The 25,571-nt window shown below is 71.0% G+C and carries 22 protein-coding genes; 11 read left to right on the forward strand and 11 right to left on the reverse strand.

Annotated features, from left to right (window positions below; all coding sequences use genetic code 11):
- Positions 1-26 precede the first annotated feature (26 nt).
- Together PD653B2_RS18540 and PD653B2_RS18545 are read left to right on the forward strand one after the other, a co-directional pair.
- The gene (locus PD653B2_RS18540; protein ID WP_085873877.1) at positions 27-770 is read left to right on the forward strand and encodes a class I SAM-dependent methyltransferase; all 744 of its coding nucleotides are present in this window, start codon (positions 27-29) and stop codon (positions 768-770) included.
- Positions 767-4,924 (forward strand): alpha-(1->3)-arabinofuranosyltransferase domain-containing protein, encoded by a 4,158-nt coding sequence (locus PD653B2_RS18545; protein WP_085894202.1) that lies wholly within the window; start codon positions 767-769, stop codon positions 4,922-4,924. The genes PD653B2_RS18540 and PD653B2_RS18545 overlap by 4 nt, the downstream gene beginning before the upstream one ends.
- Here the strand turns inward: PD653B2_RS18545 and PD653B2_RS25140 are convergent.
- Genes PD653B2_RS25140 through PD653B2_RS18565 form a run of 4 tightly spaced genes read right to left on the reverse strand, consistent with a single transcriptional unit; the run spans position 4,815 to position 11,492 of the window.
- The gene (locus tag PD653B2_RS25140) at positions 4,815-6,632 is read right to left on the reverse strand and encodes a hypothetical protein (protein WP_085873879.1); all 1,818 of its coding nucleotides are present in this window, start codon (positions 6,630-6,632) and stop codon (positions 4,815-4,817) included. The genes PD653B2_RS18545 and PD653B2_RS25140 overlap by 110 nt on opposite strands.
- Positions 6,629-7,810: an acyltransferase family protein gene (locus tag PD653B2_RS18555; protein WP_085873880.1), complete on the reverse strand. Its 1,182-nt coding sequence runs from the start codon at positions 7,808-7,810 to the stop codon at positions 6,629-6,631. Before PD653B2_RS18555 ends, PD653B2_RS25140 begins: the two co-directional genes overlap by 4 nt.
- The gene (locus PD653B2_RS18560) at positions 7,807-9,696 is read right to left on the reverse strand and encodes a hypothetical protein (RefSeq protein ID WP_085873881.1); all 1,890 of its coding nucleotides are present in this window, start codon (positions 9,694-9,696) and stop codon (positions 7,807-7,809) included. The genes PD653B2_RS18555 and PD653B2_RS18560 overlap by 4 nt, the downstream gene beginning before the upstream one ends.
- On the reverse strand, positions 9,693-11,492 hold the full coding sequence (locus PD653B2_RS18565) for a hypothetical protein (protein WP_085873882.1): 1,800 nt from the start codon (positions 11,490-11,492) through the stop codon (positions 9,693-9,695). Before PD653B2_RS18565 ends, PD653B2_RS18560 begins: the two co-directional genes overlap by 4 nt.
- Positions 11,493-11,611: 119 nt before the next feature.
- Here PD653B2_RS18565 and PD653B2_RS18570 point away from each other — a divergent pair, with 119 nt between their 5' ends.
- Complete coding sequence (locus PD653B2_RS18570; RefSeq protein ID WP_133058934.1) at positions 11,612-12,544, forward strand: DUF3068 domain-containing protein; 933 nt, start codon at positions 11,612-11,614, stop codon at positions 12,542-12,544.
- A 33-nt stretch (positions 12,545-12,577) separates the two neighbouring features.
- Here PD653B2_RS18570 and PD653B2_RS18575 read toward each other — a convergent pair whose 3' ends face one another.
- Positions 12,578-13,387, reverse strand: coding sequence for a class I SAM-dependent methyltransferase (locus PD653B2_RS18575; protein ID WP_085873884.1), 810 nt, complete (start codon positions 13,385-13,387; stop codon positions 12,578-12,580).
- 207 nt (positions 13,388-13,594) lie between these two features.
- Here PD653B2_RS18575 and rpsA point away from each other — a divergent pair, with 207 nt between their 5' ends.
- Positions 13,595-15,082, forward strand: a complete 1,488-nt coding sequence (gene rpsA, locus PD653B2_RS18580) for a 30S ribosomal protein S1 (RefSeq protein WP_085873885.1) — start codon at positions 13,595-13,597, stop codon at positions 15,080-15,082.
- A 168-nt stretch (positions 15,083-15,250) separates the two neighbouring features.
- On the opposite strand, the gene PD653B2_RS25145 is transcribed toward rpsA, so the two are convergent.
- Entirely contained in the window at positions 15,251-15,397 is a 147-nt protein-coding gene (locus PD653B2_RS25145; protein ID WP_165763536.1) for a hypothetical protein, read from the reverse strand.
- Between the two features lie 93 nt (positions 15,398-15,490).
- On the opposite strand from PD653B2_RS25145, the gene PD653B2_RS18585 reads away from it, so the two are divergent.
- The gene (locus PD653B2_RS18585) at positions 15,491-16,435 is read left to right on the forward strand and encodes a GlxA family transcriptional regulator (protein ID WP_085873886.1); all 945 of its coding nucleotides are present in this window, start codon (positions 15,491-15,493) and stop codon (positions 16,433-16,435) included.
- Here the strand turns inward: PD653B2_RS18585 and PD653B2_RS18590 are convergent, their stop codons facing one another.
- Positions 16,436-17,548, reverse strand: a complete 1,113-nt coding sequence (locus PD653B2_RS18590; RefSeq protein WP_242665342.1) for a class I adenylate-forming enzyme family protein — start codon at positions 17,546-17,548, stop codon at positions 16,436-16,438.
- Between the two features lie 86 nt (positions 17,549-17,634).
- On the opposite strand from PD653B2_RS18590, the gene PD653B2_RS25400 reads away from it, so the two are divergent.
- Positions 17,635-17,859 (forward strand): RNA polymerase sigma factor, encoded by a 225-nt coding sequence (locus PD653B2_RS25400; RefSeq protein WP_242665343.1) that lies wholly within the window; start codon positions 17,635-17,637, stop codon positions 17,857-17,859.
- A complete protein-coding gene (locus tag PD653B2_RS18600) occupies positions 17,852-18,700 on the forward strand; it encodes a hypothetical protein (protein ID WP_085873889.1) in 849 nt (282 codons plus the stop codon). Before PD653B2_RS25400 ends, PD653B2_RS18600 begins: the two co-directional genes overlap by 8 nt.
- Here the strand turns inward: PD653B2_RS18600 and PD653B2_RS25405 are convergent, their stop codons facing one another.
- Together PD653B2_RS25405 and PD653B2_RS18605 are read right to left on the reverse strand one after the other, a co-directional pair.
- Positions 18,701-18,868 (reverse strand): hypothetical protein, encoded by a 168-nt coding sequence (locus tag PD653B2_RS25405; RefSeq protein ID WP_207559318.1) that lies wholly within the window; start codon positions 18,866-18,868, stop codon positions 18,701-18,703.
- Positions 18,869-18,877: 9 nt separating this feature from the next.
- A complete protein-coding gene (locus PD653B2_RS18605) occupies positions 18,878-20,707 on the reverse strand; it encodes an ABC transporter ATP-binding protein (RefSeq protein WP_278247439.1) in 1,830 nt (609 codons plus the stop codon).
- Between the two features lie 86 nt (positions 20,708-20,793).
- Between PD653B2_RS18605 and PD653B2_RS18610 the strand changes: the two genes are divergently transcribed.
- Positions 20,794-21,213 carry a MarR family winged helix-turn-helix transcriptional regulator gene (locus PD653B2_RS18610; protein ID WP_085873890.1) on the forward strand — a complete coding sequence of 140 codons (420 nt, stop codon included), beginning with the start codon at positions 20,794-20,796 and terminating at the stop codon, positions 21,211-21,213.
- Here PD653B2_RS18610 and PD653B2_RS18615 read toward each other — a convergent pair.
- Entirely contained in the window at positions 21,204-21,428 is a 225-nt protein-coding gene (locus PD653B2_RS18615; protein WP_133058933.1) for a hypothetical protein, read from the reverse strand. The genes PD653B2_RS18610 and PD653B2_RS18615 overlap by 10 nt on opposite strands.
- A gap of 62 nt (positions 21,429-21,490) precedes the next feature.
- Positions 21,491-22,786 carry an HNH endonuclease gene (locus PD653B2_RS18620; RefSeq protein ID WP_085873892.1) on the reverse strand — a complete coding sequence of 432 codons (1,296 nt, stop codon included), beginning with the start codon at positions 22,784-22,786 and terminating at the stop codon, positions 21,491-21,493.
- Between the two features lie 277 nt (positions 22,787-23,063).
- Between PD653B2_RS18620 and PD653B2_RS18625 the strand changes: the two genes are divergently transcribed.
- From PD653B2_RS18625 to PD653B2_RS18635, 3 genes are all read left to right on the forward strand, one after another.
- The gene (locus tag PD653B2_RS18625) at positions 23,064-24,092 is read left to right on the forward strand and encodes an HIRAN domain-containing protein (RefSeq protein ID WP_085873893.1); all 1,029 of its coding nucleotides are present in this window, start codon (positions 23,064-23,066) and stop codon (positions 24,090-24,092) included.
- Between the two features lie 115 nt (positions 24,093-24,207).
- The gene (locus tag PD653B2_RS18630; protein ID WP_133058932.1) at positions 24,208-24,555 is read left to right on the forward strand and encodes a hypothetical protein; all 348 of its coding nucleotides are present in this window, start codon (positions 24,208-24,210) and stop codon (positions 24,553-24,555) included.
- Between the two features lie 24 nt (positions 24,556-24,579).
- Complete coding sequence (locus PD653B2_RS18635; protein ID WP_165763537.1) at positions 24,580-25,032, forward strand: PIN domain-containing protein; 453 nt, start codon at positions 24,580-24,582, stop codon at positions 25,030-25,032.
- The last annotated feature ends 539 nt before the right edge of the window (positions 25,033-25,571 follow it).

Here is a 25,571-nt window from a genome sequence, read left to right on the forward strand (position 1 = left end):
AGTTAGGCCTCGGCTATGGTTCCCGCATGCTGAGCGGGTCGACGACACCGTGGACCGCGGACCTGAGGCGCTCGGTGCGGCTGATGGGCGACTTCCGGCAGGAGCAGGCCGACCCGGCGCGCTTCTACTCCGCGCTCGCGGCCGACTCGGTGGGCCAGCTGTCCGGCTACCTCGACCTGTCCGGGAGCACCGTCCTCGACGTGGGCGGCGGCCCCGGCTACTTCCGCGACGCGTTCCGGGCGGCCGGGGCGACCTACTGGGCCCTGGACGCCGATGTCGGCGAGCTCTCGGGGCTGGGCGACATCGCCCGCGGGACCGTCATCGGCGACGGGATGAACCTGCCGTTCGCCGACGGCTCCGTGGACCTCTGCTACTCCTCGAACGTCCTCGAGCACGTGCCCCGCCCCTGGGACATGGCCGACGAGATGCTCCGGGTCACCCGCCCCGGCGGCATCGCGTTCCTCTCCTTCACGCTCTGGTACGGCCCGTGGGGAGGGCACGAGACCTCGCCGTGGCACTACCTCGGGGGTGCCCGCGCCCGGCGCCGGTACGCGCGCAAGCACGGCCACGAACCCAAGAACAAGTACGGCGAGTCGCTGTTCGCGGTGACCGTGCGCGACGGGGTCGCCTGGGCGCGCCGGCAGCGGGCCGGTGAGGTGCTCGACGTGCTGCCGCGCTACAACCCGCGCTGGAGCTACGGCCTGACCCGGGTGCCGGGCCTGCGCGAGCTGGTCACGTGGAACCTCGTGATCGTGGTGCGGAAGGCGTGAGCCCCCAGGACGACGCCCCGCGCACGGGGCTGGCCACGTCACGTCTGCGGATGTTCGGCTACGCAGCCATCCTGACCGCGATGGCGTTCTCCCAGTCCGCCGGGCGGATGGTGGCGGACACGAAGTTCGACCTCCTGACCAACCCCCTCAAGTTCTTGTCCAGGGGCCTGCGGTTGTGGGACCCGTCGGCCGCGTTCGGGCAGGTCCAGAACCAGGCCTACGGCTACGCGTGGCCGATGGGGCCGTTCTTCCTGCTCGGCGACCTGGTGCACCTCCCTCCGTGGGTGACCCAGCGGCTCTGGTGGGCGCTCCTCCTCTGCCTGGCGTTCTTCGGCGTCGTCCGGCTGGCCCAGAGGCTGGGCCTGGGCTCGCCTCTCACCCAGGTGCTGGCCGGCTTCGCGTTCGTCCTCACCCCGCGGATCACCACCCTGCTCGGGGGCACGTCGGTGGAGATCTGGCCGATGGCGCTGGCGCCGTGGGTGCTGATCCCGCTGGTCGTGGGCAGCGAACGAGGGTCCGTACGCCGGGCCGCGGCCTGGAGCGCCCTGGCGGTCGCCTGCTGCGGCGGCGTGAACGCGATCGCCGTCGCCGCGGTGCTCCCGCTCGGCGTGATCTGGATCCTGACCCGCGCGGCCGGTCCGCGCAAGTGGCCCCTGCTGGGCTGGTGGACGCTCTTCACGATGCTGGCGACCCTGTGGTGGTCGGGCCCGCTGGTCTTCGTGGGCCGCTACAGCGTGCCGTTCCTCGACTACATCGAGAACGCGACGATCACCACGGTCCCGACGGACCTGGCGCGCACGTTCCTGGGCCAGTCCGACTGGGTCGCCTACTTCGCCGGCATCGACTTCCCGGCCGGTCAGCAGCTGGTGGCGACGCCGTTCCTCGTGCTCGACGCGGCGGTCGTCGCGGCGTTCGGGCTCGCGGGCGTCGCGTTGCGCAGCAACCCCCACCAGCGGTTCCTGACCTGGGGGGTGCTGACCGGGCTGGTGCTGGTCGGCTTCGGCTACTCCGGCGAGCTGGCCGGCTTCCTCGCCGTCGACCGCGGCTCGTGGCTGGACGGGACGCTGGCGGCGCTGCGCAACCTGCACAAGTTCGACCTCGTCCTCCGGATCCCGCTGGTCCTCGGCCTCGCCCACGTGATGGGGCAGCTGCCGTCCCTGGTCGGCGGCCGGCGCGACCGCGGCTCCGTGTGGGCCGTCCGCCTGCTGCGGGCAGCGGCCGTGATCGCGGTGGTCGCCATGACGCTGCCGTGGGCCCAGGACCGGATCGCGCCGCGCGAGGGCGTGGTCGAGGTGCCGGGCTACTGGTACCAGGTCGCCGACTACCTCCACGACAGCGACGACGGCACCGTCTCGCTCGTCGTCCCCGCGTCGGCCTTCGGGGTCTACGAGTGGGGCAACGTCCACGACGACATCCTCCAGGGGCTGGCCGACAGCCCGTGGGCGGTCCGCAACGTCATCCCGCTCGCCCAGCCCGGCAACGTCGCCTTCCTCGACGCGGTCACCCGCGCCCTCGAGGCCGGGCACCCCAGCGACACGCTGGCTGCCGTGCTGGCCGAGAACGGTGTCGGCCGGCTGGTCGTGCGCAACGACCTCGACCGGTTCCAGACTGGTGCACCCGACCCGGCGTACGTGCGCAGCGTCCTGGTCCGCTCACCGGGCATCACGCTCGCGAAGTCGTTCGGACCCGACGTGGGTGTCGAGCCCTACACCGAGGTCACCACGGCCGAGGGGGACGTGCGGGTCGTCGCCGGCTCCGGGATCTCGGCGGTCACCGGCTCCGTCGACGTGTACGACGTGGAGGGTGCCGCGGCCGCGACGCTCACCGGGGACCCCCAGGCCCTGGTCGGTGATCCCGGCAGCAGCCTCCAGGAGGGCATGGCCGACCTGGGGGCGGGGCCGCGGGTCGTCGCCGAGGACGCCGAGGGCGACGAGCGCGGGCAGGTGCTGACCGACGGGAGCAAGCGGCGCGAGGTCAACTTCGCGGCCGTGCGCGCCAACCAGTCCGCGACCATGCCGGCCATCCAGCCCTTCCGGCTACGCGGTCCCGAGCACCAGCACCGCTTCCTGAGACACCCCGAGCGCTGGCAGACCACCGAGGCGTGGACCGGCGACGTCGTCTCCGCCGAGGCCAGCAGCTCGCAGGCCTACTCCGACGCCGAGGCACCGCTCGCGGTCGGCACGCACCCGGGAGCCGCCCTCGACCTGGACCCGGCCACCGCCTGGCAGTCGGCCCGCAACCTCGACCCCACCGGTCAGTGGTGGCAGGAGTCGTTCGCGCGGCCGACCTCGCTGTCGCGGGTCAAGGTCACCCTGGGCCGAGGCTCGGCCGCGGTCGGGCAGCTGCTCCTGCAGACGGACGCCGGCACCCGCGTGGTGCCGGCGCCGCCGCCGGGGGAGGCCCGGACCTTCGCGCTCGGCGCCGACGACGCCACCTTCCTGCGGATCACCTCGGCCGGCCGCGACGTCGTGCTCCCCGGCGTGTTCTCGATCGCGGAGGTCGAGGTCCCCGAGGTCGTCGCCCAGCGGGTGCTCGACCTGCCGTTGCCGGACGACCGCCTGCCCGTCGACGCGGTCTCGCTGACCCGCGACCAGGACCGCGCGGTCTGCGCACCGACCGGCGCGGTGACCTATGCCTGCGACGACTCCCTGATCGCGCCCGGCGAGGACGGCGACACCCTGGCCCGCCGGTTCGTGCCGTCGTTCCAGGACGTCTACGAGCTGCACGGCACGGTGTCGCTGCGCCGGACCACCGACGCCAGCGTGCTGCTCTCGTCGGGCGTCCAGGTGACCAGCGACGCCCCGATCCGCGACGTCGCGGAGAGCCCGGTCGCGCTCGGGGACGGCGACCCCGGCACGACCTGGGTCTCCCGGAACCCGGACGAGACCGTGCTCCTCCGGCTGCCGGCGCCCCAGCGCGTGCACACGCTCACGATGACGATCGACCCGGGCGCGCCGGCGGCGCTCCCGACCGAGGTCCGGCTCACCTCCGGTGACCGGAGCCGGGTGTTCCCGGTCGACGAGCGCGGCACCGTCACCCTCCCCGGCTGGGACGTCACCACGCTGACGCTGCAGGTCAGGGAGACCGAACCGGCGTTCTCGACCGTGGGACAGCAGTTCGTCCGCCTCCCGGCGGGCATCTCCGAGCTGCGCGTCAACGGCTCGCTGCTCAACGCCGGCGCGTCCGCGGACCGGTCGTTCCCCTGCGGTGTGGGCCCGCAGGTGGTGGTGGCGGGGGAGATCCGGGACACGGCGCTCCGGGCCAGCACCCGCGACCTCATCCGGGGCGCCAGCGTGCCGATGCGGGTGTGCGGCTCCGCCCAGCTGCCCCTGGCGGCCGAGTCGACCGCGTTGCTGGTGCCGCCGACACCGGTGTTCCGGGCCGACTCGGTGACCCTCGAGGCGCGCGACGCCTCCGAGGCCGCCGCGCTCGGCGGCGTGGTGGTCCACCGGGACGACCGCGGGTCTCCCACGTCGGTGGAGGTGCCGGCGCGCTCCACCGCGACGGTGCTCACCCTCCCTCAGAACCTCAACGCCGGCTGGACCGCCACCCTCGACGGCGCCGAGCTCCCGGTCCAGCGCATGGACGGCTGGAAGCAGGGCTGGCGGCTGCCTCCGGGGCAGGCGGGCACGGTGACGCTCCACTACGCGCCCGCGACCCCGTTCGTCGTGCTGGTCGCGGCCGGTCTCGCCACGGCCCTCCTGGTCCTCGGCGTCGCGCTCTGGCCGCGGCGCCGCCCGGTGCGCGAGTCCGCGCCTGCGCTGCGCCCGGCCCGGCCGGGTCCGGCCGACGTCGCCGTGGTGGTCGGCGCCGGTGCGCTGCTCGCGGGCTGGTGGGGGCTCGTGGCCGTGGTCGCCGGGGTCGTCGTGGGTGTCGTCTGGCGGCGGGTCGAGTGGGGCTGGCTCGCCGGGCTCGCGCTGCTGGCCGGCGGCCTGGGCCTGAGCCAGGAGCAGATCACCGAGCAAAGCTGGGCGCTGACGTGGAGCCAGGCCTGGATCCTCGCAGCGGTCGGCCTGCTGGTCGCTGCCCTGCCGGCGCTGCGGCTCAGGGGCCCGGCGACACCGAGCCGATCTCGATCCGTTCGAGGCAGACTTCCGGGGCGCCGTCCTCGAGGCGGACGTCGACCGTGGAGTAGGAGCCCGGGGCGGCGGTGATCAGCAGATGCCCGCCGGCCTCGAGGTGCACGTGGACGTCGCGGTCGCCGACGGAGATCGTCGCGTCGGTGGCGACCGGGGCGTCGTAGCGCATCCGGAGGTACCAGTCCGGTCCCAGCACCGGACCGTCGAGGCGCCAGCGCGAGGTGGCGTCGGTCGCCGTGCCGAAGCAGCCGTCGGCGCCGACGCGCTCCAGCTGAGCGCGGGCCGGGTCGAAGGCGATGCTCCGGAACCTGCCGGTGTCGTCGACGATCGTGCCTCCGTCGGTGACCGAGCTCGACGCCGGGACGTCGGCGGTGACCATCCGGAACATGTGCAGGTAGGTGTTGGTGGGATACGCGAGGGGTGCCCACAGCCAGTCCGGCGTCGTGCGGTTGAGGAGCTCGACGTCGGGATCGGCCCGGAGCCCGGCCTCGACGTTGCGGTAGTAGCGCTCGGGGCTGGTCGTCGTGAGGTGGCGCAGCGGGTAGCCGGCCGTGCTGATGACCGAGATCGTCACGAAGACCAGAGCCGAGACCACCGCCCAGGACGGGGTCGTGATGCTCCAGGTGGCCGGGCGCGGCTCCGCCGACTGTCGCGCGCCGGGGACCGGGAGGAAGGCGAGACCGAGCGCGAGGGCGACGGTGAGCGCCGACTCGGTCTGGAAGCGGTAGTCGAGCGCGATCTCGCTGCCGAAGTAGATCGCCCGGCTGACCGAGATCAGGGCGACGTTCGCCAGCAGGCTCGCCAGCGGGATCAGCCACGCGCGCAGGCCGTGGCGACGGGTCATGGCCGAGGCGAGGACGATCGTGCCCAGCACGGCCCAGGACAGGACGAGCAGCAGCTGGGAGGGGTGTGCCTCGCTCTGCGTCACGCCGGAGACCTGCCAGTGCAGGGGACCGCCGGTCACCCCGACCGGGAAGGCGACCCCGGCGAGGTCGCGGAGCACGCCGAACAGCGGCCGGCTGCGCACCGACCCCGCGTCGAAGTTGAGCGCGAACGGCACGTACAGCGCGAGGTAGACGGCGACCACCACCACCTGGACCACGACGGCCGCCCGGTAGCGGCGCCACAGCTCGCGCAGCCGGTGCGGCAGGGGGCCGGCGGTGAAGTACAGCAGGGCGACCAGCCAGAGCATCGGGAACCCCACGAGGGTGCGCTCGACGAACAGCAGACCGACCGCCATCCAGGCGAACGTCGCGGCCAGCGCCGGCCAGCGGGGTGCGCGGAGGTAGGCCACGAACGACGTGAGGGCGAAGATGATCGCGATCAGCATCGGGCCCTGGTTGACGGCCGCGGCCCACCAGATCGTCGCCGGGACCAAGATGGGCGAGAAGAGGAACGCGGTCAGCGGCACGAGCACCGCCCAGCGGGCTCCGAAGAGCCGGAGCAGGAGGCGCAGCATGCCGATCCCGGCCACGGCGGCGAAGAACACGATCTCCGCGGCCGGCCAGCCGTAGGACATCGGGTCGATCTGCGCGTTCACCCAGGTGAGCAGCGCGCCGGCGGGCATCAGGTGGCCGTTGTACGGCGTCACCAGGTAGGACCACGACAACGGCTCCTCGAGAGCCCGCTGGACGAAGTACAGGTCGTCGTAGAAGAACCAGGTGCCCTGGACCTGCCACCACCGGAACGCCGTCGCCGCGGCCACCAGCACGAGGCCGGCCAGGACGACGCGACGGCCGGACGACCGTCCCTGCGGCGCCCGGCGGCCGCCGGGCGGGGTCATCGGACGGTGGCCCCGACCGGCCGCGCCCGCGCGTCCATCCGGGCGAAGAGCCCGATGTTCTTGGCCCGCATGATCGGCCGCTCGAACAGGTAGTACGACATGCTCGCGAGGACGATGGTCACGCCCAGCGTCGTCAGGGCGACCGTCAGGAACCGACCGGTGAAGATGGGGATGTCGAGGACCGAGAAGACGGCGTTCAGCACCAGCATGTGGATCGCGAACACGCCGTAGGAGATCTCGCCGAGCCAGAACATCACCGGCCCGCTGAGCTGGGTGCGGACCCAGCCCTCGCGCTCGGGGCCGAACACCAGCGGCAGGAGGTAGAACACTCCGGCTGCGGCGTACAGCACCACCTTCGAGCCGGCCTCCCAGCCGCCCGGGATCAGCAGCTGGCGCGGTCCGGCCAGGGGGGAGCAGGCGACCGCGAAGATCGCGGTCGCCAGGATCCAGCAGCCGGGCAGGTCGCGGGCGATCCGGTCGAGCACGTGCTCGCGCGGGTCGACGGCCAGGCTCGCCGAGACGGCGGCGAAGCAGACGCCGATGAGGAACCACGGCAGGTAGCCGGGCAGCCACTGGGCGAAGTGGCCCTCGCTGCCGGGGATCTGCGCCACGACCGCCTGCCAGGCGACGCCGGCGACGCACAGCACGGAGGACCCGGCGACGACGACCCGGAGGTCGAGGCGGTGCCCGCGGCCCGGGTGCCAGGTGAGGAGCCAGCACAGCAGCGGCAGCACGAGGTAGAAGGCGACCTCGGTGCAGAGGCTCCACATCTGCGTGAGCGAGCTCGGCAGCAGCACGGGCCGGTAGAGCTGGGTGAGCGTGAGGTTGCTCAGCCAGACCTTCCAGCCGGCGCCGTCGTTGGCCGGGTCGAGGGCGAGCGCTGCCGCGACGACGACCCAGTAGAGCGGGAGGATCCGCAGGGCGCGCTTCCACAGGTAGTGCCGGGTGGAGGGCTCGGGGCGACCGAGGGCGGCGGTGAGGAACCACGGCCTGCTGAGCAGGAAGCCGGAGAGCAGGAAGAAGAGCGTCACGCCGAAGTCGAAGCGCGCCAGCGCGGCCCCGACCCAGCCGTGGTTGATCTGCCCGGTGTTGAAGGCGGAGTGGGTCAGCACGACCATGATCGCCCCGATCGCGCGGACGGCGTTCAGGGTCGGGAAGGTGCGGTCCTGGAAGGTCACGACGCGTCCTGCGTCGCGGAGGTGATCGGCGCGAGAGGACCGGCGGTGAGGTCGTTCGTGCACAGGGCGGCACCGCCCTGGAGGCCGGAGACGGTCACCTGGGACACCTGCTCGCGCGTGCCGGCGTCGGCGACCAGGCCGGTCCTGAGGTAGAGCGCATGGAGTCCTCCCACGATGGTGGCACTGATCGTCTCATCGCCCACCTGCACCGTCACCGGGCTGGGTCCGCTCGCGAGGTAGCCGATCCTGACCCAGACCGCCGAGTGCTCGCGCGTGTCCGGGAGCACGTCGATCCCGGTCGGGGCCAGGGTGATGGTGCGGGGCCGGTCCTCGATCCGGTACCCGCACTGCGACTGCGGCCCGGGCGCGGCCTGCTCGAGCGGCGTCACCACCGTCGGCACCACCGTGCCGCTGTCGGTCACGGTCGACACCCGGTCGACCGCCGCCCGGGGGAACGAGGTCTCGTCCGAGTAGCTCGTCAGCAGGTGGCTCAGGGTGTTGTCGGGGTAGGAGTAGGCACCCATCACCACGACCGGCACGGTGGTGTCGTCGAGCACGACCCGGGTGGGGTCGGCACGCAGCGCGCCCAGCAGGTTGTCGAAGTACGCCTGGGCCGGGTCGTGGGTCTGCCAGTGCCGGACGAAGCCCGTGCTCGACACCGCCGCCACGGCGATGGTGGTGACGACGACGAGCGCCACGCGCCGCGGGTGGTCGAGCAGCTCGCTGGCTCGCCGGCGCTCCACCGGCTCGACCGCGCCGCGCAGCGGCAGCACGGCGAGGGCCAGGGCCACGGCGGTGACCGCGCCGAGCTCGCCCTGGTAGCGGTAGTCGAGGCTCACCTGGGTGCCGAGGTACGTCGCCCGGCCGGCCAGCACCAGCAGCGCGTTCACGGCCAGGAACGCCGCGGGCAGGAGCCAGGCACGCAGGCTCCGGGTGCGAGCCCGGCGGATCTCCCACACCACGAGCGCGACGGCCGCGACCGCGGCCCAGCGCACCGCGCTGCCGGGGTCGGGCAGTGCCGCCTGGTCGAGGAACTCCCACCGCACCGGTCCACCCGCCAGCGCGGGCACGTACCCGCGGCCGACCATGTTCCACACCACCTGGTCGAGCCCGTCGTTCACGGCCGCGCCCGGCGCGAAGTCCAGGGCGAACGCGACGTATGCGACGAGGTAGACGCCGAGCACCCCGGCGTACACCGCCACCCCTCGGGCGTAGGTGCGCAGCACGGTCACCGCCCGCACCCCGAGCGTGCCGCTCGCGAAGTAGGCCAGCGAGACGAAGGCGATCGCCGCGAAGAGCAGCACGGTCTTCTCGTAGAACGCGAGCCCGAAGACCGACCAGCCGACCGTCATCAGGACGTAGCGCAGCTCGCGGGTGCGCAGGTAGGTCGCGTGCGTGCCGAGCCCGGCGAACAGCGCGACGTGCCACGGCAGCTGGTTGACGCCGGCCGCCCACCAGATCGCGACCGGGGTCGTGATGACGCAGAACAGGTAGAACGCGAGCGGCGGCAGGATGCCGGGCCGGACGCCGAACATCCGCACCAGCGTCCAGAGCAGCGCGCCGGCGGCCCCCGCCTGCATGCCCAGCAGCAGGGTGGCGGTGACCCGGAAGTCGTACGGTGCGATCGCGTCGGCCAGCCACGAGAGGTACATGCCGGCCGGCATCACGTGCCCGATGTAGGGCTCGATCGCGGCCGCCGGGCTGGGACCGGCCCCGGCCATGCGCGCCATGAAGTTGAAGTCGTCGTAGTGGTACCACGCCCCGTAGGTCGCCCACGAGCGATAGGCGAGCTGCACGACGATCATCGCGCCGGCGGTGACCAGCACGGCGTGACTGCGCAGCCAGGCCCGGCTCGACACTCCCGCGGGTGCCTCGGTGACGCTCATGCGCTCGGTTCGTCGCCGTCCGGGACGGGCGTGCCGAGGACGAGGTCGCTCACGCACAGGTCGGTGCCGGGCGAGTGGTCCGAGATCTCGACGGAGCGGAACGTCCCCGCGGCCTGGACGTAGACGTCGTGGTCGCCGGCCGGCAGGTCGAGCTCGTGCACCTCCTCACCGGCGGTCAGCGTCAGGGAGACGTCGGTGTCGGCGGCGTAGGTGAGGTCGATCCACCAGCCGCCGCCGATGACGGGCCCGTCGAGGGGGATCACGGTCGTGCCGTCGGCCTCCAGCTCGTAGCCGCAGCCGTCCGTCTTCTTCATCCGGCGGGCCGGGTCGATCCGCACGGGCGTGACCCGGCCGGCGTCGTCGAGGACGTAGAGGGAGTCGACCGAGCTGCGTGGGTACGAGGTCATGTCGGCGTAGGGCCGCAGGATGTGGCTGTAGGAGTTCTCGGGGTACCGGTAGGCCCAGAGCAGCGTCTGCGGGATCCCCGTGTCGACCAGGGGGACCGGCTGCTGGTCGGCGTCGGCCAGCGTCGCGCGCACGTTCGCGAAGAACTCCTCGGACGGGTTGCGGTCCTGCCAGAGCTCGACGTACCGGATGCTCGAGAAGGCCGCGGCCGCGACCACCAGCGTCGCGACGGTCGCGATGAACGCGCGGCCTTCGTAGGAGCGGGGGACGCCGGGTCGCGGCTCGTTCACGTCGACCGCCCCGCGCAGCGGCAGGAACGCGAGGCCGAGGCTGAGGACCACGATGGCGGCCGACTCGGTCTGGTAGCGGTACTCGCGACCGATCTCGGGCCCGACCAGGCCGGCGCGCGCGGTGGCCAGCAGCACCACGTCGGCGAGCAGGCTGAAGCCGATCAGCGACCACGCGCGCTTGCTGATGGTGCGGGTGTAGAAGGCGTACGCCACGACCCCGAGCAGCGCGACCCAGGAGACGAGCATCACCAGGTCGGAGGGGTCGGCGAACGAGCCGACACTGAGCGGCAGCCAGGTCAGCGGGCCGCCGACCACGGCGGGCGAGAAGGCGACGCCCACGAGGTTCCAGGCGATCGGCCCCCAGGCGACCCGGGCCGAGTCGTTCGCGCTGAAGTTGAGACCCCAGTGGACGTACACGGCGAGGTAGCACGTGGCGACGGCTGCGTGGACGACGATGCCGGCGCGGTAGCGGTCCCACAGGCCGCGGAGCCGGACCGGGGTGCTGCCGGTGCCGAACCAGCCCACGGCGACGAGGGCGTACAGGCCGAACAGCAGCAGCGTCTTCTCGAAGAAGAGCAGCCCGAAGGCGGTCCAGAGCAGGGTGGCCACGAGGTGGCGGGTGCGGCGGGTCCGGAGGTAGGCGAGGTGGGAGGTGAGGCCGAACCCGAGCGCGATCTGCATCGGCAGCTGGTTGATGCCCGCGGCGAACCAGATGCCGGCCGACAAGGTGAAGACCCACGCCAGGTAGCCCGCGAGGAGGACCAGTACGAACGCACGGCGGCCGAACATCGCGACCAGGAGGCGGAACATGGCGACCCCGGCGACGGCCTGCATCACGAGGAGGGTGAGCGCCCACGGCCACCACTCGAACACGGCCCACTTCGTGAGCAGCCAGGCGACGGCGAACCCGCCCGGCATCAGGTGGCCGCCGTACGACTCGGTGAGGTAGGCCAGATCGAACGGCTGGTTCATCGCCCGGGACATGAAGGCGAGGTCGTCGAAGTAGAACCACGATCCCGCGAGCGCCCAGGTCCGGAAACCGAGCTGCGCCGCGATCAGGAGCGCGCCCGCCAGGAGGAACTTGTCGGGTCGGCGCAGCACGCCGGGAGTTTGTCACAGGTGTCCGGACAATTTTCGGTCACGGGTGTGACGGACGCCCCAAATCTACCGGTGAGTACTGCTACCGTGCACCGGATCGCACATCCTTGGGAGGGGACGCAGTGAAGCGTAAGTGGTTCGGAATGGTGCTGCTCGGACTGGGCGCATTCCTTCTCGTGGTCGGGGTCCTCGCCACGGTGTGGGCCCCGGGTGTGGTCAAGAAGACTCCGCTCGACGTCGACCAGACGACCCATCTCGACGGCACGGTGAACAAGCTGAACCCGGCCACGGGCGAGATGGAGGAGAACCCGGTCAAGGTCGAGAGCATCAGCAAGGCCGACGCGGACGCCTCCAACGACGACGTCATCGTCTTCGTGCAGACGGCGTGCGTGGTCATCGACGTCGACAACGCCCCCAACTGCGTCGACGGCGACGACCCGCGCCTGGTCACGGCGACCACCGACGTCTTCGCCACCGACCGCGTCAGCGCCGAGGCGATCGCGGACTTCAAGGGTCTGCCCACCGACGCGGTGCCCCATGAGGGCCTCGTGAACAAGTGGCCCTTCGACTCGCAGAAGAAGGACTACACCTACTGGAACGGCACCCTCGACCGGGCGCTTCCGGCGGTCTACAAGGGCACCAAGAACATCCTCGGCATCGACACCTACGTCTACGAGATCAAGGCCGAGAAGGAGCCCATCGACATCGCCGAGGGCATCCCCGGCACGTACGACGACCTCACCACGATCTACGTCGAGCCGAAGACGGGTGCGATCCAGCAGCAGACCGACAGCATGCAGCAGTACCTCGAGGACGGCACGCAGGTCGTGGACCTGAACATCGGGTTCACCGAGGACCAGCAGAAGGCCTTCGCCGACGACGCGAAGACCAACATGCGGATGCTCGACATGATGACCCTCTGGATGCCGATCGTGGGCTTCGTCGGTGGCGCGCTCTGCGTCCTCGCCGGTCTGGCCCTGCTCCTCACGGCGAGCCGTCGCGACAGTGCCGGCAACGAGAAGAGCACGAAGGCGCTGGCCGGCACCTCGAGCTGACCCTCCCTGATCTGACCTCCTTCGGCGTCCGGCTCACCCGAGCCGGGCGCCGAAGATCGCGGTACCGGGGGTGAACCTGCCCCGGACGCCCGACCACCCGCCCCACACGCGGTCGTGGTTGTCGGGCCACTCGGGCTCGAGGAGGTCGGTGATGACGAAGCCGTGGCCGGCGAGCAGCGCGACCCAGTCGCCGAGGGTGCGGTGGTGCTCGACGTACGACACGACGCCGGTGGCGTCGTCGACCTCGACGTACGGCGTGCGGTCCCAGTAGGACTGGCTCGCGAGCAGGCCCGCCTCGGTCGGGTCGTCGGGGAACATCCAGCGGGTCGGGTGCGTGATCGAGAACGCGAAGCGCCCGCCGGGGCGCAGCACCCGCGCGGTCTCGGCCACGGCGTCGGCGATGTCGCTCACGAACTGCAGCGCGCCGAAGGACGAGAACACCACGTCGAACGAGCCGTCGGCGAAGGGCAGCTGGGTGGCGGTGCCGAGGACCGAGGGGACCGCGACCCCGGTCTCGACGTCGATCCGGCGCGAGTGCTGGAGCTGGCGGTGCGAGAGGTCGAGACCGTACGACCGGCCGCCCTGCCCGCGGACCCAGCGGGAGCACTGCCCGGCGCCGGAGCCCACCTCGAGGACGTCGCGACCGGCCAGGTCGCCGAGGATGCGGGCCTCGGCCTCGGTGAAGCCCTCGGGTCCCCAGACGAAGCCGTCGTCACCCAGGAACTCGCCGTGGGTCGACTGGTACTCGTCGGCGTAGCGGTCCCAGTCGGGGCCGTTGGCCCGCCGGGACTCCTCCTCCGTCACGGGCCGGCGCTCGACCCGCACCGGTGGGTGGTTCTCCACGTTCGGAGCGTAGCCCCCCGGGTGGACATCGCCCGCTCCCGCCGGTTGGACGTACGTCGGGCGCCCCGCGTAGGCTTCAGGGTGCGCCGGAGGTCTGCCTGCGTCCCAGACGGAGCGGACCCAGTGCTCGCTTGCCATCACCGGTTGAGTGAAATCGATCTTCGACGTGCCCGCACGACATCATCCATCCAAGGACCCAACTCCCTTATGACGAGCACCATCTCGATTCTTCCCGATTACGACGCGCCTCAGATCGCGATCAACGACATCGGTTCTGAAGAAGACTTCCTCGCGGCCATCGACGCGACCATCAAGTACTTCAACGACGGCGACATCGTCGAAGGCACCATCGTCAAGGTCGACCGTGACGAGGTCCTCCTCGACATCGGGTACAAGACCGAAGGTGTCATCCCGTCCCGTGAGCTCTCGATCAAGCACGACGTCGACCCCTCCGAGGTCGTTTCCGTGGGCGACAAGGTCGAGGCTCTCGTCCTCCAGAAGGAGGACAAGGAAGGCCGCCTGATCCTGTCCAAGAAGCGTGCCCAGTACGAGCGCGCCTGGGGCACCATCGAGCAGGTCAAGGAAGAGGACGGCGTCGTCGAGGGCACCGTCATCGAGGTCGTCAAGGGTGGACTCATCCTCGACATCGGCCTGCGCGGCTTCCTGCCCGCGTCGCTGGTCGAGATGCGTCGCGTCCGCGACCTGCAGCCGTACGTCGGCCAGGTCCTCGAGGCGAAGATCATCGAGCTCGACAAGAACCGCAACAACGTGGTCCTCTCGCGCCGTGCCTGGCTCGAGCAGACCCAGTCCGAGGTTCGCCACGGCTTCCTGACCCAGCTCCAGAAGGGCCAGATCCGCAAGGGTGTCGTCTCCTCGATCGTCAACTTCGGTGCGTTCGTGGATCTCGGCGGCGTCGACGGTCTGGTGCACGTCTCCGAGCTGTCGTGGAAGCACATCGACCACCCGTCCGAGGTCGTCGCCGTGGGCGACGAGGTCACCGTCGAGGTCCTCGACGTGGACATGGACCGCGAGCGTGTCTCCCTGTCGCTGAAGGCGACGCAGGAGGACCCGTGGCAGCACTTCGCCCGGACCCACCAGATCGGTCAGATCGTGCCCGGCAAGGTCACCAAGCTGGTCCCGTTCGGTGCGTTCGTGCGCGTCGAGGAGGGCATCGAGGGCCTGGTGCACATCTCCGAGCTCGCCGAGCGTCACGTCGAGATCCCCGAGCAGGTCGTCCAGGTCAACGACGACGTCATGGTCAAGATCATCGACATCGACCTCGAGCGTCGCCGGATCTCGCTGTCGCTCAAGCAGGCCAACGAGACCGCTGCCGCGGGTGACGTCGAGGACTTCGACCCCACCCTCTACGGCATGGCCGCGACCTACGACGAGCAGGGCAACTACGTCTACCCCGAGGGCTTCGACCCCGAGACGGGCGAGTGGCTCGAGGGCTTCGACGACCAGCGCGCGGTCTGGGAGGACCAGTACGCCAAGGCGCACGCCCGCTGGGAGGCGCACGTCAAGCAGCAGGCCGAGGCCAAGGTGGCCGAGGTCGAGGCCGGCGAGGCGACGACCTACTCCAGCGGTGGCGACGACGTCGAGACCGGCGAGGTCGAGGGCGGTGGCGGCGGTTCGCTCGCCTCCGACGAGGCCCTGCAGGCGCTGCGCGAGAAGCTGACCGGCGGAAGCAACTAACCGGCACGCAGAACCCGTTACGCAACGAAGGCCCGGCCACCGCGAGGTGGCCGGGCCTTCGTCGTTCTCGGTCTCGATACGCCGGTTGCGACCTCCTTCGTCGGTCGTACGGCTACTCGACCTGGCTGCCGGATCCTGTCCTGCGCAAGCTCAGGACAGGGCAGCACATCAGTGCGCGACGGGGGCCCGGAACCGGGCGTCCTCGAAGTGCGAGACCGGCGGGCGCTGGGGCCCCCGGCCGTCACGGACGATGAGGCGGATGGTCGCCACGCTCATCGCCGCCACGATCAGCAGCAGGATCATCAGGTAGGTCATGGCAGTAATACTGCGCCTCGCGAGATCCTGCCACGAGTGGCAGAAAAGTCACCCTACGTTGATTTTCTGCCAGATCGGGTGTTTGCTGGGCCGGTGCAGAAGGTGAGCGTGATCGTGCAGGAAGGCGCCGAGCCGTTCGGGCTCGGCTCGCTGGTCGAGGTGTGGGGGGAGCCCTACCACCCCGAGGACGACAACCCCGTCTTCGACTTCCGGGTGTGCACGCCGCGCCCCGGGGTCGTGCGCGGTCGCTCGGACTACAACCTGGTCGTCGAGCGCGGCCTGGAGGCCACCGAGGACGCCGACCTGGTCTGCCTCGCACCGAAGTACGACTTCCGCGACCACGACCCGGCCGTGCTGGACGCCATCCGCGCCGCCGACGCGCGCGGCGCGACCATCTACGCGCACTGCTCGGGCGTCTTCGAGATCGGCGCGGCCGGGCTGCTGCACGGACGCGAGTGCACGACGCACTGGCGCTACACCGACCTGTTGGCGAGGACCTACCCGGAGGCGAAGGTCAGCCCGGACGTCCTCTACTGCCATGACGGCAACATCCTCACCGGTGCCGGTGCGGCCGCCGGCATCGACGCGTCGCTGCACCTGATGCGCGACCACTTCGGCGCCAAGGTGGCCGCGACGACGGCGCGACGGATCGTCGTTCCCCCGCACCGCGACGGCGGGCAGGCGCAGTTCATCGCGAACGCCGTGCCCGACTGCGACGCCGAGACCCTCGGTCCGCTGCTGCAGTGGATCGTCGAGAACCTCGGTGACGACCTCAGCGTCGAGACGCTGGCCAAGCGCAACCACATGTCGGCGCGCACCTTCGCCCGGCGGTTCCGCGCCGAGACCGGCACCACGCCGCACTCCTGGGTGACCCGGCAGCGGGTGCAGGCGGCCGAGGAGCTGCTCGAGCGCACCGACCACTCCATCGACTGGATCGCCGGCGAGGTCGGCTTCGGCAACGCGGCGACGCTGCGCCACCACTTCGGCCGGGTCCGCGGGCTGAGCCCCCAGCAGTACCGGCGCCGGTTCGCCGGCTAGCTAGGAGTCGGTCAGCCGGCTGCGCAGCACCTTGCCGGTCAGCGTGCGCGGCAGGTCGTCGAGGTGGTGGTACTCCTTGGGTCGCTTCGGTGGCGCCAGCCGCTCGCGGGCGAACGCGTCGAGCTCCGCGGCCGTCGCCGTCCCGACGACCGCGGCGCAGACGCGCTGGCCCCACCGGTCGTCGGGCACGCCGTAGACCGCGACGTCGGTGACGCCGGGGTGCTCCCGCAACGCGTTCTCGACCTCGAGCGGGTAGACGTTGACCCCGCCGGTGATCACCAGGTCCTCGCGGCGGCCGTCGAGGAAGAGGTAGCCGGCGTCGTCGAGGCGCCCGAGGTCACCCACCGTGAACGACTCGCCGCGCCAGGCCGCGGCTGCCTTGTCCGGGTCGCCGTAGTACTCGAAGCGGGCGTACGACGGCACCGCGCACCAGATCGTGCCGTCCTGCTCGACCTGCAGGGTCCGGCCGGGCCGCGCCCGGCCGACGGTGCCCGGCCGCTCCAGCCACTCCTCGCTGCGGCAGGCGGTGAACTGGCCCTCGGTGGCGCCGTAGAACTCCCACGTCGTCCCGTCGGGGAACGCCTCGATCAGGCGGCGCTTGAGGGCGGGCGGGCACGGTGCGCCGGCGTGGGCGACCAGCCGGAAGGAGGACAGGTCCGGGGCGCCGACCCGGTCCCAGTGCGCGAAGAGCCGTTGCAGGTGGGCCGGGACGCAGAACATCGTCGTCGGGCGCTCGACCTCGATCGCCGCGGTGACCAGGGCGGGGTCGAACGGTCCCGGGATGACCACCCGGCCGCCGGCGAGCGCCGTGCCCATCGCGAACCGGAGCGGCGCGGAGTGGTAGAGCGGGCTCAGCACCAGGTTGACGTCGGTGTCGGTGAAGCCCCACAGGTCGCGCTCCTCGGCGAGCAGGGCCGCCGCGTCGGGCTCGCTCAGCACGCCGCTGTAGACGCCTTTGGGCACGCCGGTCGTGCCACTCGTGACGTGCATCGGCCGGGCCAGGGGGAGACCCGACGCGCGGGTCAGCTGGTCGAGGTCGGAGCCGGACCCGATGACGAGGTCGGGGGAGAGGGTGCCGAGGACCCGGTCACCCTCGTGCAGTGCGTCCGTCACGGGGCACACACTAGGGAACTCACCCTCGTCCGCGGACATGGACGGGTATGCAGGGAGGCACGGTGGCCACCGACCACGGTGAGCGGGTGACTGACCGGCTGGGGTCGAGCGAGCGGATGCAGGGGGTGTTGGCTGCGATCGACAACCTGCCGACCCACGAGCGCGAGGTGCTCGGGTTGGTCGTGTGGTCGGGCCTGACCTACGAGCAGGCCGCGGCCGCGCTCGACGTCCCCGTGGGGACCGTGCGGTCCCGCCTCTCCCGGGCCCGCGCCCGGCTCGCCGACCAGACCCGAGGAGACCTCGATGAGTGACCTGACCCCGCCTCCCGACGAGCCGATGCCGGAGCGGACCCGGGCCAGGATCCGCGCCGACCTGCTGGCCGCGACCCGGGACGGCGAGCCGTCCCGGGCGCAACGCTGGCTGCTGCCCGGGGTGGCCGCCGCGGCGGTCGTCCTCGTGGTCGGCCTGGCCGCGTGGGCCGTGCAGGTCGGCGGTGACGACGACTCCGCAGGCACGCCCGTGGCGTCGACATCGACATCGACGTCGGGCGCCCCGACGGGCGCGACGCCCAGCGAGACCCCGTCGCGGGCCCCCTCGGCGAAGACCACCGGCAACCAGGACGGCGGCGACGAGGCGGGCACGAACCCGTGCGTGGACGAGCTGGCCGACGTGCTGCCGGGTGCCGATCCGGAGGCGGCGTTCCCGGAGGCAGACGGCGGGACCACGACGTTCTGGGTCAAGGGCGACCGGTTCGTGCTCTGCGACGTCCGGGCCGGCACGACCACCGTGCACAAGCCGCTCCCGATGACGCCCGTCGAGCAGGTGGAGACCTACCGCGTCAGTAGCATCTTCGCCCCGGCGAACGGGGGTGGCTTCCGGGCGATCCGGGTCGCCGGCGGGCTGGTTCCGGAGGGATTCATGGCATACGACGTGAGCTACACGTTCCCCGACGGGCACACCGAGCAGGCGACGACGACCATGGACCCGCACGGCCGCACGTGGTGGCGGATGGTCTACGCGTACGTCGACGACGGCGGCAACGAGATGGAGCAGACCCCCATCCACGTGGTCGTCCGCTACTCAGGGGTGCAGCGGAGCTACGACCTGCAGTGGGGCATCGACACCTGCGCCCAGGCCAACCACGGCTGCTGATCAGCCGGTGAGCCCCAGGTCGGCGGCCAGCTGGCCGGTCACCTGCGCGAAGTGGGCGTCGTGGTCGAGGATCCCGCGGTGCATGTGGCCGACGAGCTCCAGCGAGGTCCGCCCGGCGCCGTACGCCGGCGTCGGCCCGACGCCGTGGGCCGAGGTCTGCCGGGCCACGGCCCTGGGTCAGGCTGCCGAGCTCACCAGCCCGCCGCGCACCAGCGCGGCGTAGCGCCCACCGCGGAGCAGCAGCTCCTCGTGGGTGCCGAGCTCGACGACCCGGCCGTGGTCGAGGACGGCGATCTGGTCGGCGTCGCGGACCGTCGAGAGCCGGTGCGCGATGGTGATCGTGGTCCGGCCGACGGCGAGGTCGTCGAGCGCGGCCTGGACGGCGCGCTCCGTCTCGTTGTCGAGGGCGCTCGTGGCCTCGTCGAGCACCAGGATCCGCGGGTCGCGCAGCAGCGTCCGGGCGATCGCGAGCCGCTGCTTCTCGCCACCGGAGAACCGGTGGCCACGGGAGCCGACCATGGTGTCGTAGCCCTCGGGCAGCGCCTCGATCACGTGGTGGATCCGGGCCGCCCGGGCCGCGGACTCGATCTCGGCACCGGTGGCATCCGGCTTCGCGTGCAGCAGGTTGTCGCGCACCGACGCGTGCAGGAGGTAGGTCTCCTGGGTGACCACGCCGACGGTCGCCGCGAGGTCCTCGAGGGTCAGGTCGCGCAGGTCGACCCCGTCGATCCGGACCGCACCGCCGGTCGGGTCGTGGAGCCGCGCGACCAGCGACGCGAGCGTCGTCTTGCCGCTGCCGGTCTCGCCGACCAGGGCCAGCGACCCGCCGGCCGGGACCGTGAGGTCGATGTCGGTCAGGACCGGTGCGTCGCCGTACGAGAAGCCGACGTGGTCGAAGCGGACCTCACCGCGCGGGTGCTCGAGGCGCACCGGATCGGCCGGGTCGTCGATCTCGACGGGGAGGTCCTGGTACTCGAAGATCCGGCTGAAGAGCGCCAGCGAGGCGGTGACGTCGGCCTGGACGTTGAGCAGGCCCATCAGGGGGCGGAAGAGCGCGGCCTGGAGGGCCACGAAGGCGACCAGGGTGCCGATGGTCATCCCGCCGGACGTCGCCGGCAGGCCCGCGGCGAGGTAGAGGGTGGCGGGTACGGCGGCGAAGACGACGTTCATCGTCGCCATCCGCCAGCGCCCGGCCAGCTGGGAGCGCACCTCGAGGTCGACGAGCTCCGCCGAGGTCTGCTCGAAGCGGCGAGCCAGGGTCGGTGCGGCGCCGAGGGTCTTGGTGAGCTGGATGCCGCTGATCGAGAGACCCTCCTCCACCTGGACGTGGAGGTCGGCGAGCTTCGCCTGGCGGGCGGAGGTGACGGCGTACCGCATCCGCGCGACCTGGCGGGTCAAGACGACCGCGGGCGGGAGCACGACGAAGGTGATCAGGGCGAGCTGCCAGCTCAGGGCGAGCATCGCGACCAGGGTGCCGACGACGGTGGTGAGGTTGGCGGCGATGGACGTGGCCGTCGAGGTGACCACGGACTGCATGCTGCCGATGTCGTTGACGACGCGGGACTGGATCTCGCCGCCGCGGGTGCGGGTGAAGAAGCCGACCGACTGGCGCTGCAGGTGGCCGAAGAGGTCGGAGCGGAGCCGGTGCATCACCCGTTGGCCGACGGTCGTGGACTGCCAGGTCTGCACGACGCCGATCGCGGACGACGCGAAGGCGATGCCGACCATGGCGAGCACGATGCCGACCAGGAGGCCGACGTCCTGGCGGGGGATGGCCTCGTCGATCACCCGCTTGACGAGGAACGGCTGGGCCAGCCCGATGAGCGAGCTGACGACGATCAGGGCGACCACGAGGGTCAGCCGGGCCCGGTGCGGCGCGAACAGGCGGCCGATCCGGCGCAGCGAGACGGGGGCGTCGGCGAGCTGACGCTGGTCGGCCAACCTCGACTGCGGGTCTCGGGACTGGGGATTGCGGCCTCCGCGGCCGCGGCTCATGGACTCCTCCATGCGCTCACCTCTTCCGGGTGGAGATCAGGTCATATGCTGAGGTTACCTCATGTTGAGGAAACAACAGCATTCGCTAGGATGTTCCCGTGCACACCCACGACGACTCGACCAGCGACCTGCTGATGACCGCGGCGCGGTCGATGCGCCGGTCCTTCGGCGAGGCGATGGCGGCCTGGGACATCACGCCCAGCCAGGCCCGGGCGCTGCGGATCGTGGGGGAGCTGGGCGCGGTGCGCCTCTCCGTGCTGGCCGACCGGCTGCGCATCGCGCCGCGCTCGGTCACCGAGGTCGTCGACGCGCTCGAGGCGCGGTCGCTCGTGGCGCGACAGCCCGACCCGGCGGACCGCCGGGCGACGAGCGTCGTGCCCACGGCCGAGGGGGTCCGACTCGGCACGGCCCTCGAGGAGGCCCGCCGTACGGCGACGGAGCAGCGGCTCGCCGTGCTCAGCGACGCCGACCGGGCCGAGCTGGACCGGATCTTGCGGTTGCTGGTCGCTCAGGAGTAGCGGTGGCTCTTGGCCGTGTGGCCGGCCTCACGGGTGCAGGTGCGTCCGCTGATGGCTCGGTGGCCGCAGAGGCCTTCCGCCGACTCCTTCGTCGTCTCCTTCGCTGGGTCGGCCTTCGGCAGCTTGGGTGCCGCGGTCTTGGCGGGCCTGGCGGCCTTGGCTGCGGCTTCGTACTTGGCCTCGCGCATCGCCCGCAGGGCGTCCATCTTGCTCATCGTCGCTTCACCCGATGAGCCTAGGCGGAGCCACCGACAGTTCCCGGCAGGCGCGAGCCGGCTCAGGCGACGAGCGTCCAGACGCCGGGGTGGGTCTCGACGAACCTTGGTCTGACCAGGGGTGGTGCGGTCGAGGAGTACTGGTGTCCGGTGGGGGTGGTGGTCTCGACGTGATGTCGGGGGCCGGGGCTGGGTCTGGCTCGCCAGCCGGGTGCTTGTTTGGCGTAGTTGCAGGCCTCGCAGAGGCCCTGGCCGTTGGTTTCGCTGGTCTCGCCGCCCTCGGCGACCGCTTTTACGTGGTCGGAGGGGCGGATGGGTGCGTCGCACCAGGGGGTGCGGCAGCGTTGGTCGCGTAGGCGGATCAGCTGGCCGAGCTTGTCGGGCATCAGGCGGGCGCGGGAGTCCATCGCGACGAGGCGGCCGGTCTCGGGGGTGGCGTAGAGGCGGCGGAGCCAGGCGCCGGTGGTGCCGGCGAGCTCGCGGGCGAGGTCGGGGGGGATCGGGCCGTAGCCATCGAGGTGGGCGGCGTCGTTGAACTGGTCCCACAGGACGTGGTCGCTGACGACGAGGTTGATCATCACGCCCGGTGCGACACCGGTGGCGGCGTCGGAGCCCAGCACCCGACGGACGAGGGTGTCGGCCATGATCTGGCTGCGGCTGCGTTCGTCGCCCGCCGCCCGGGCCCGGTCGGCCTCGCGGGTCAGCACGGCGTAGACCGCGACCCCGTCTTTGACCGGGAGGAGGGCGGAGAACTGGCTCATCACGTCGGGCGCCGGTCGCAGGGTCACGCGGCGGTCGCGCTCGGCGCGGCTCCGGCGCTCGATGACCGAGTGCGGGTCGAGCTGGTAGGCGAGCCGGCGGACCTCGGCGACGAGCTCGCCGTCGCCCATGGCCTCGATCCGCTCGGGGTTGCCCGCGATCTCCGCGTCGACCGTCAGCCGGTCCTCGAGGCTCAGGCAGGCGGTCTCGCGGGCCACCAGCATCGCCTTCCACTCGCTGATCCGGCCGCCACGGAACGCGGCCCTCGTGTGAGGGAGCTCGGTCGAGAGGATCTTCGCGAGACCGACGTGCTGCTGACCCCGGTGCGGCGACTCGCGCCGCGCGAGGGCAACCTGCGCAGCGACACCTCGGCCCTGCCGCTCGGCCGGGACACCCTGGGCCGCCTGCTCGGCGCACTGGGAGGCGTCGAAGTCAGCGGTCACCACCGCCTGCGCGGCCTCCGCCGCACACTTCAGCTCCTCCAGTGCGCGGATCAGGTCGATCCTGGCGGGATCCTCGAGGTGGCGGTCCAGGGTGCCGAGTCGGCGCGTCCAGTCGTTCACCGTGACGGTGTCGACAAGAACGCGTGAATCGAACATAGGTTCGATTATACGCCAGGTCACGAGAAAGGCAAGCAGCGGGACGCACTCGTTTGAGATTTCAGCCCGAGGCCTGCCCCTTCTGAATGGGGGCACTCGGTTTGCTGATCGGGTCTCGGTCGCGGCGTGCGCTACCAGCGGTAGATCCGGGGCATCGACGATCGCGCCTCATCGGCGGCGAAGCGACGCAGGTCTGGGGGAACATGCTCACTGCATCCGGGGCGGGAAGTTGCGTTTCCCGTGACGAGTGCCCGGCTGCAGTCCTAACGTGCGGAGCATGGGTTGGTTCAGCCGCAACAAGCCGTCGCAGATCCCCGCCACCGCAGAGGCTGGCTGGTACGCCGATACGGCCGGCGCCGGACAGCTTCGCTATTGGGACGGCGCTGCATGGACCGACCGCGTTGCGGCGACGCCAGACCAGCAGACGCCAGCCGCGGAAGAAGCACCAACAGCTCATGGGACGCGGGCCAGTGACGGGCGACCGTTCGGCCGGCCCGTGCCGCCGTGGACAGAGAAGCTCGCGCACCAAGACATCGTGGGCGAGTCCTTCCACGAAGACGCGTTCAAGGCGATCGCGGCGGAGTACGGGCAACGTAGCCTGCCCGACTACGGCTACGAGATCCCCGAAGCCGTAGCCGTGATCGTGCCAGACCCTGAGAACGCGTTCGATCCCAATGCGGTCGCCGTTTGGGTAGAAGGCAAGCACCTCGTTGGGCACCTCCCGCGAGATGTCGCGGCCGCGTACGCGCCCAAGCTTGAGGCGCTCGACCGAGGCACCTACCTGCAAGTGCCGGCACGGGTATGGATCGGGCGCGACGATTGGGACCGGGACACCGGCGCTAGAAAGAAGAACGGGGTTCGCGGCAGCGTCAGCGTCCGTCTGCCCGACCCGAACGGCGTTACCGCGTTCAACGATCTACCCGACGAACCCCACACAGTCCTGCCCTGGGGGCGTGCCGTCCAGATTGCGGGCGAAGAACTGCATATGGAGGTGCTGCGCACTTTCGCGCTGGGGACCGACCCGCGCCACGTCGCGGCAACACTGCATGTGGTGGAAGAGCCCCGCAGGACTGGCGACCCGGTACGCCTCGTAGAAGTCCGCCTGGATGGCGAACGCGTCGGCGTGATGAGCAAGGCGATCAGCGAGCAGATTCACGATCTGGTCGCATTCGTCGCCGACAAGGGCCGAGTGCCCGTGGCTCGGGCGATCGTCAAGGGTTCGGATCTGCGCGCCGAGGTGACGGTTCACGTCGCGCGCACCAGCGACGTCTCGCACAAGTGGCTCGATGCAATCCAGGCACCCTGACCGGAACGCTGGGAACGTGCGCCGACGGCGCTGACGCCGCGGATAGACGCGGCTACGCACCGATCGCGCCAGCCTGCCGCTGGACCGCCGAGCAGGTCCGTAGGAAGGTGTGGCGGTGATCATCCCTGAGGTTCGCCCGCTCCCGGGTAGGGACGTAGCGAACATCGTGCAGCTTCTCAAAGCACAGCAACACCGTGTCCACGAATGGGTGTCGGGCAGTGCTGACGAACGGCTCACCAGGTATCACGAGTGGGCCTCACAGACTGCGGACCTTCTCGAAGGCGTCCTGGCCACCGACGCCGTGGATCGGCTCATTCGAACGCCGCGGCACGACCTGATGATGAGCAAGGCCACGGCCTTCAATGTCGGAATGGTGAACCACACCCTCAACGCCGAATCGAGATGGCAGGACAACGGCCTTCAAGTTCTGATCGACCAGCTGGAGGCCGCCGCGGCGGCTTGAGCGTCATGGCCGGAGACCATTCTCGTGCCCGACACGAACATCTACCTTCACCAAGACTCCTACTTCGACCACATTCCGTGGCGAGAGCTGAGTGGTAGCTCCAATCCTGTTCGGGTCTTGATTCCTGCCGCAGTGTTACGTGAGCTCGACAAGAGCAAGAACGGCAACGGGCAGAACAAGGTCAGCGATACCTGCAAGGAAACGGTCCGCACCCGCGCGCGCGTGACATCGCGTCGGATCCGGACGCGTTTCGCATCCCCGCTGGATGTCGTGGAACTGGACGAAGGAGTAACACTTGAGTTGCTGCTCGACGCTCGACAGCATCGTCGTCTCGAGCGGGAAGACGATGAGCTCATCGAGCGCGCTGACGCGATCCAGTCTCTAGCTGGCCGAGAGGTGCACATCGTTACCGTAGACGGGAACATGCAGTTCGCTGCTCAAGTCGCGGGAGTTGGTGTCTTGCCTCTAGCCGACTAGGCCTTGTGCCTCGCGAATCAAGCGGCGCAATGACGCGCCTCAGACTTTGACGACTGACCGGTCCAGGCGTAGCGATTCCAGCAACGTACGGGTTGGCGCGATCTGCCCGCCGCCAGCCTTGCATCCGCACCACGAATGCGCCGGAACTGCTGTTGTACTCGCAAGCGCCAGGTGACGTGGGCGCTTACCGGTATGGCGCGTTGCTGAGCTCCACTTCAGCGACGTGGCCGGTCCGTACAAGAAGCGACCTCATACCGATACGTGCGGATTCGTTAGCGGGCCCAGGGCCAACAAGGACCTTCCTGACCGGGAGCTGGGGGTGATCTGTGACTGTCCACCAAGCCGGCTCGCCGACAGCTCTGTCTGGCGGCACGGCCAGGCGCACATACGGTGCAACGCCGTACTTGCTTGGGCGATGCCTTACGGCGTTGCTGTTGAGAGCCGAAATCGCGACCATCCGGACCTCTCGCTCCACCTCGAACGCAGGGTGCTTACAGTGGCAGAGCAGTCCCGCGAGAGGGTCTGCTGCACGGATAGGT

The sequence above is a fragment of the Nocardioides sp. PD653-B2 genome (assembly GCF_002117935.1).
Classification (GTDB): Bacteria; Actinomycetota; Actinomycetes; order Propionibacteriales; family Nocardioidaceae; genus Nocardioides.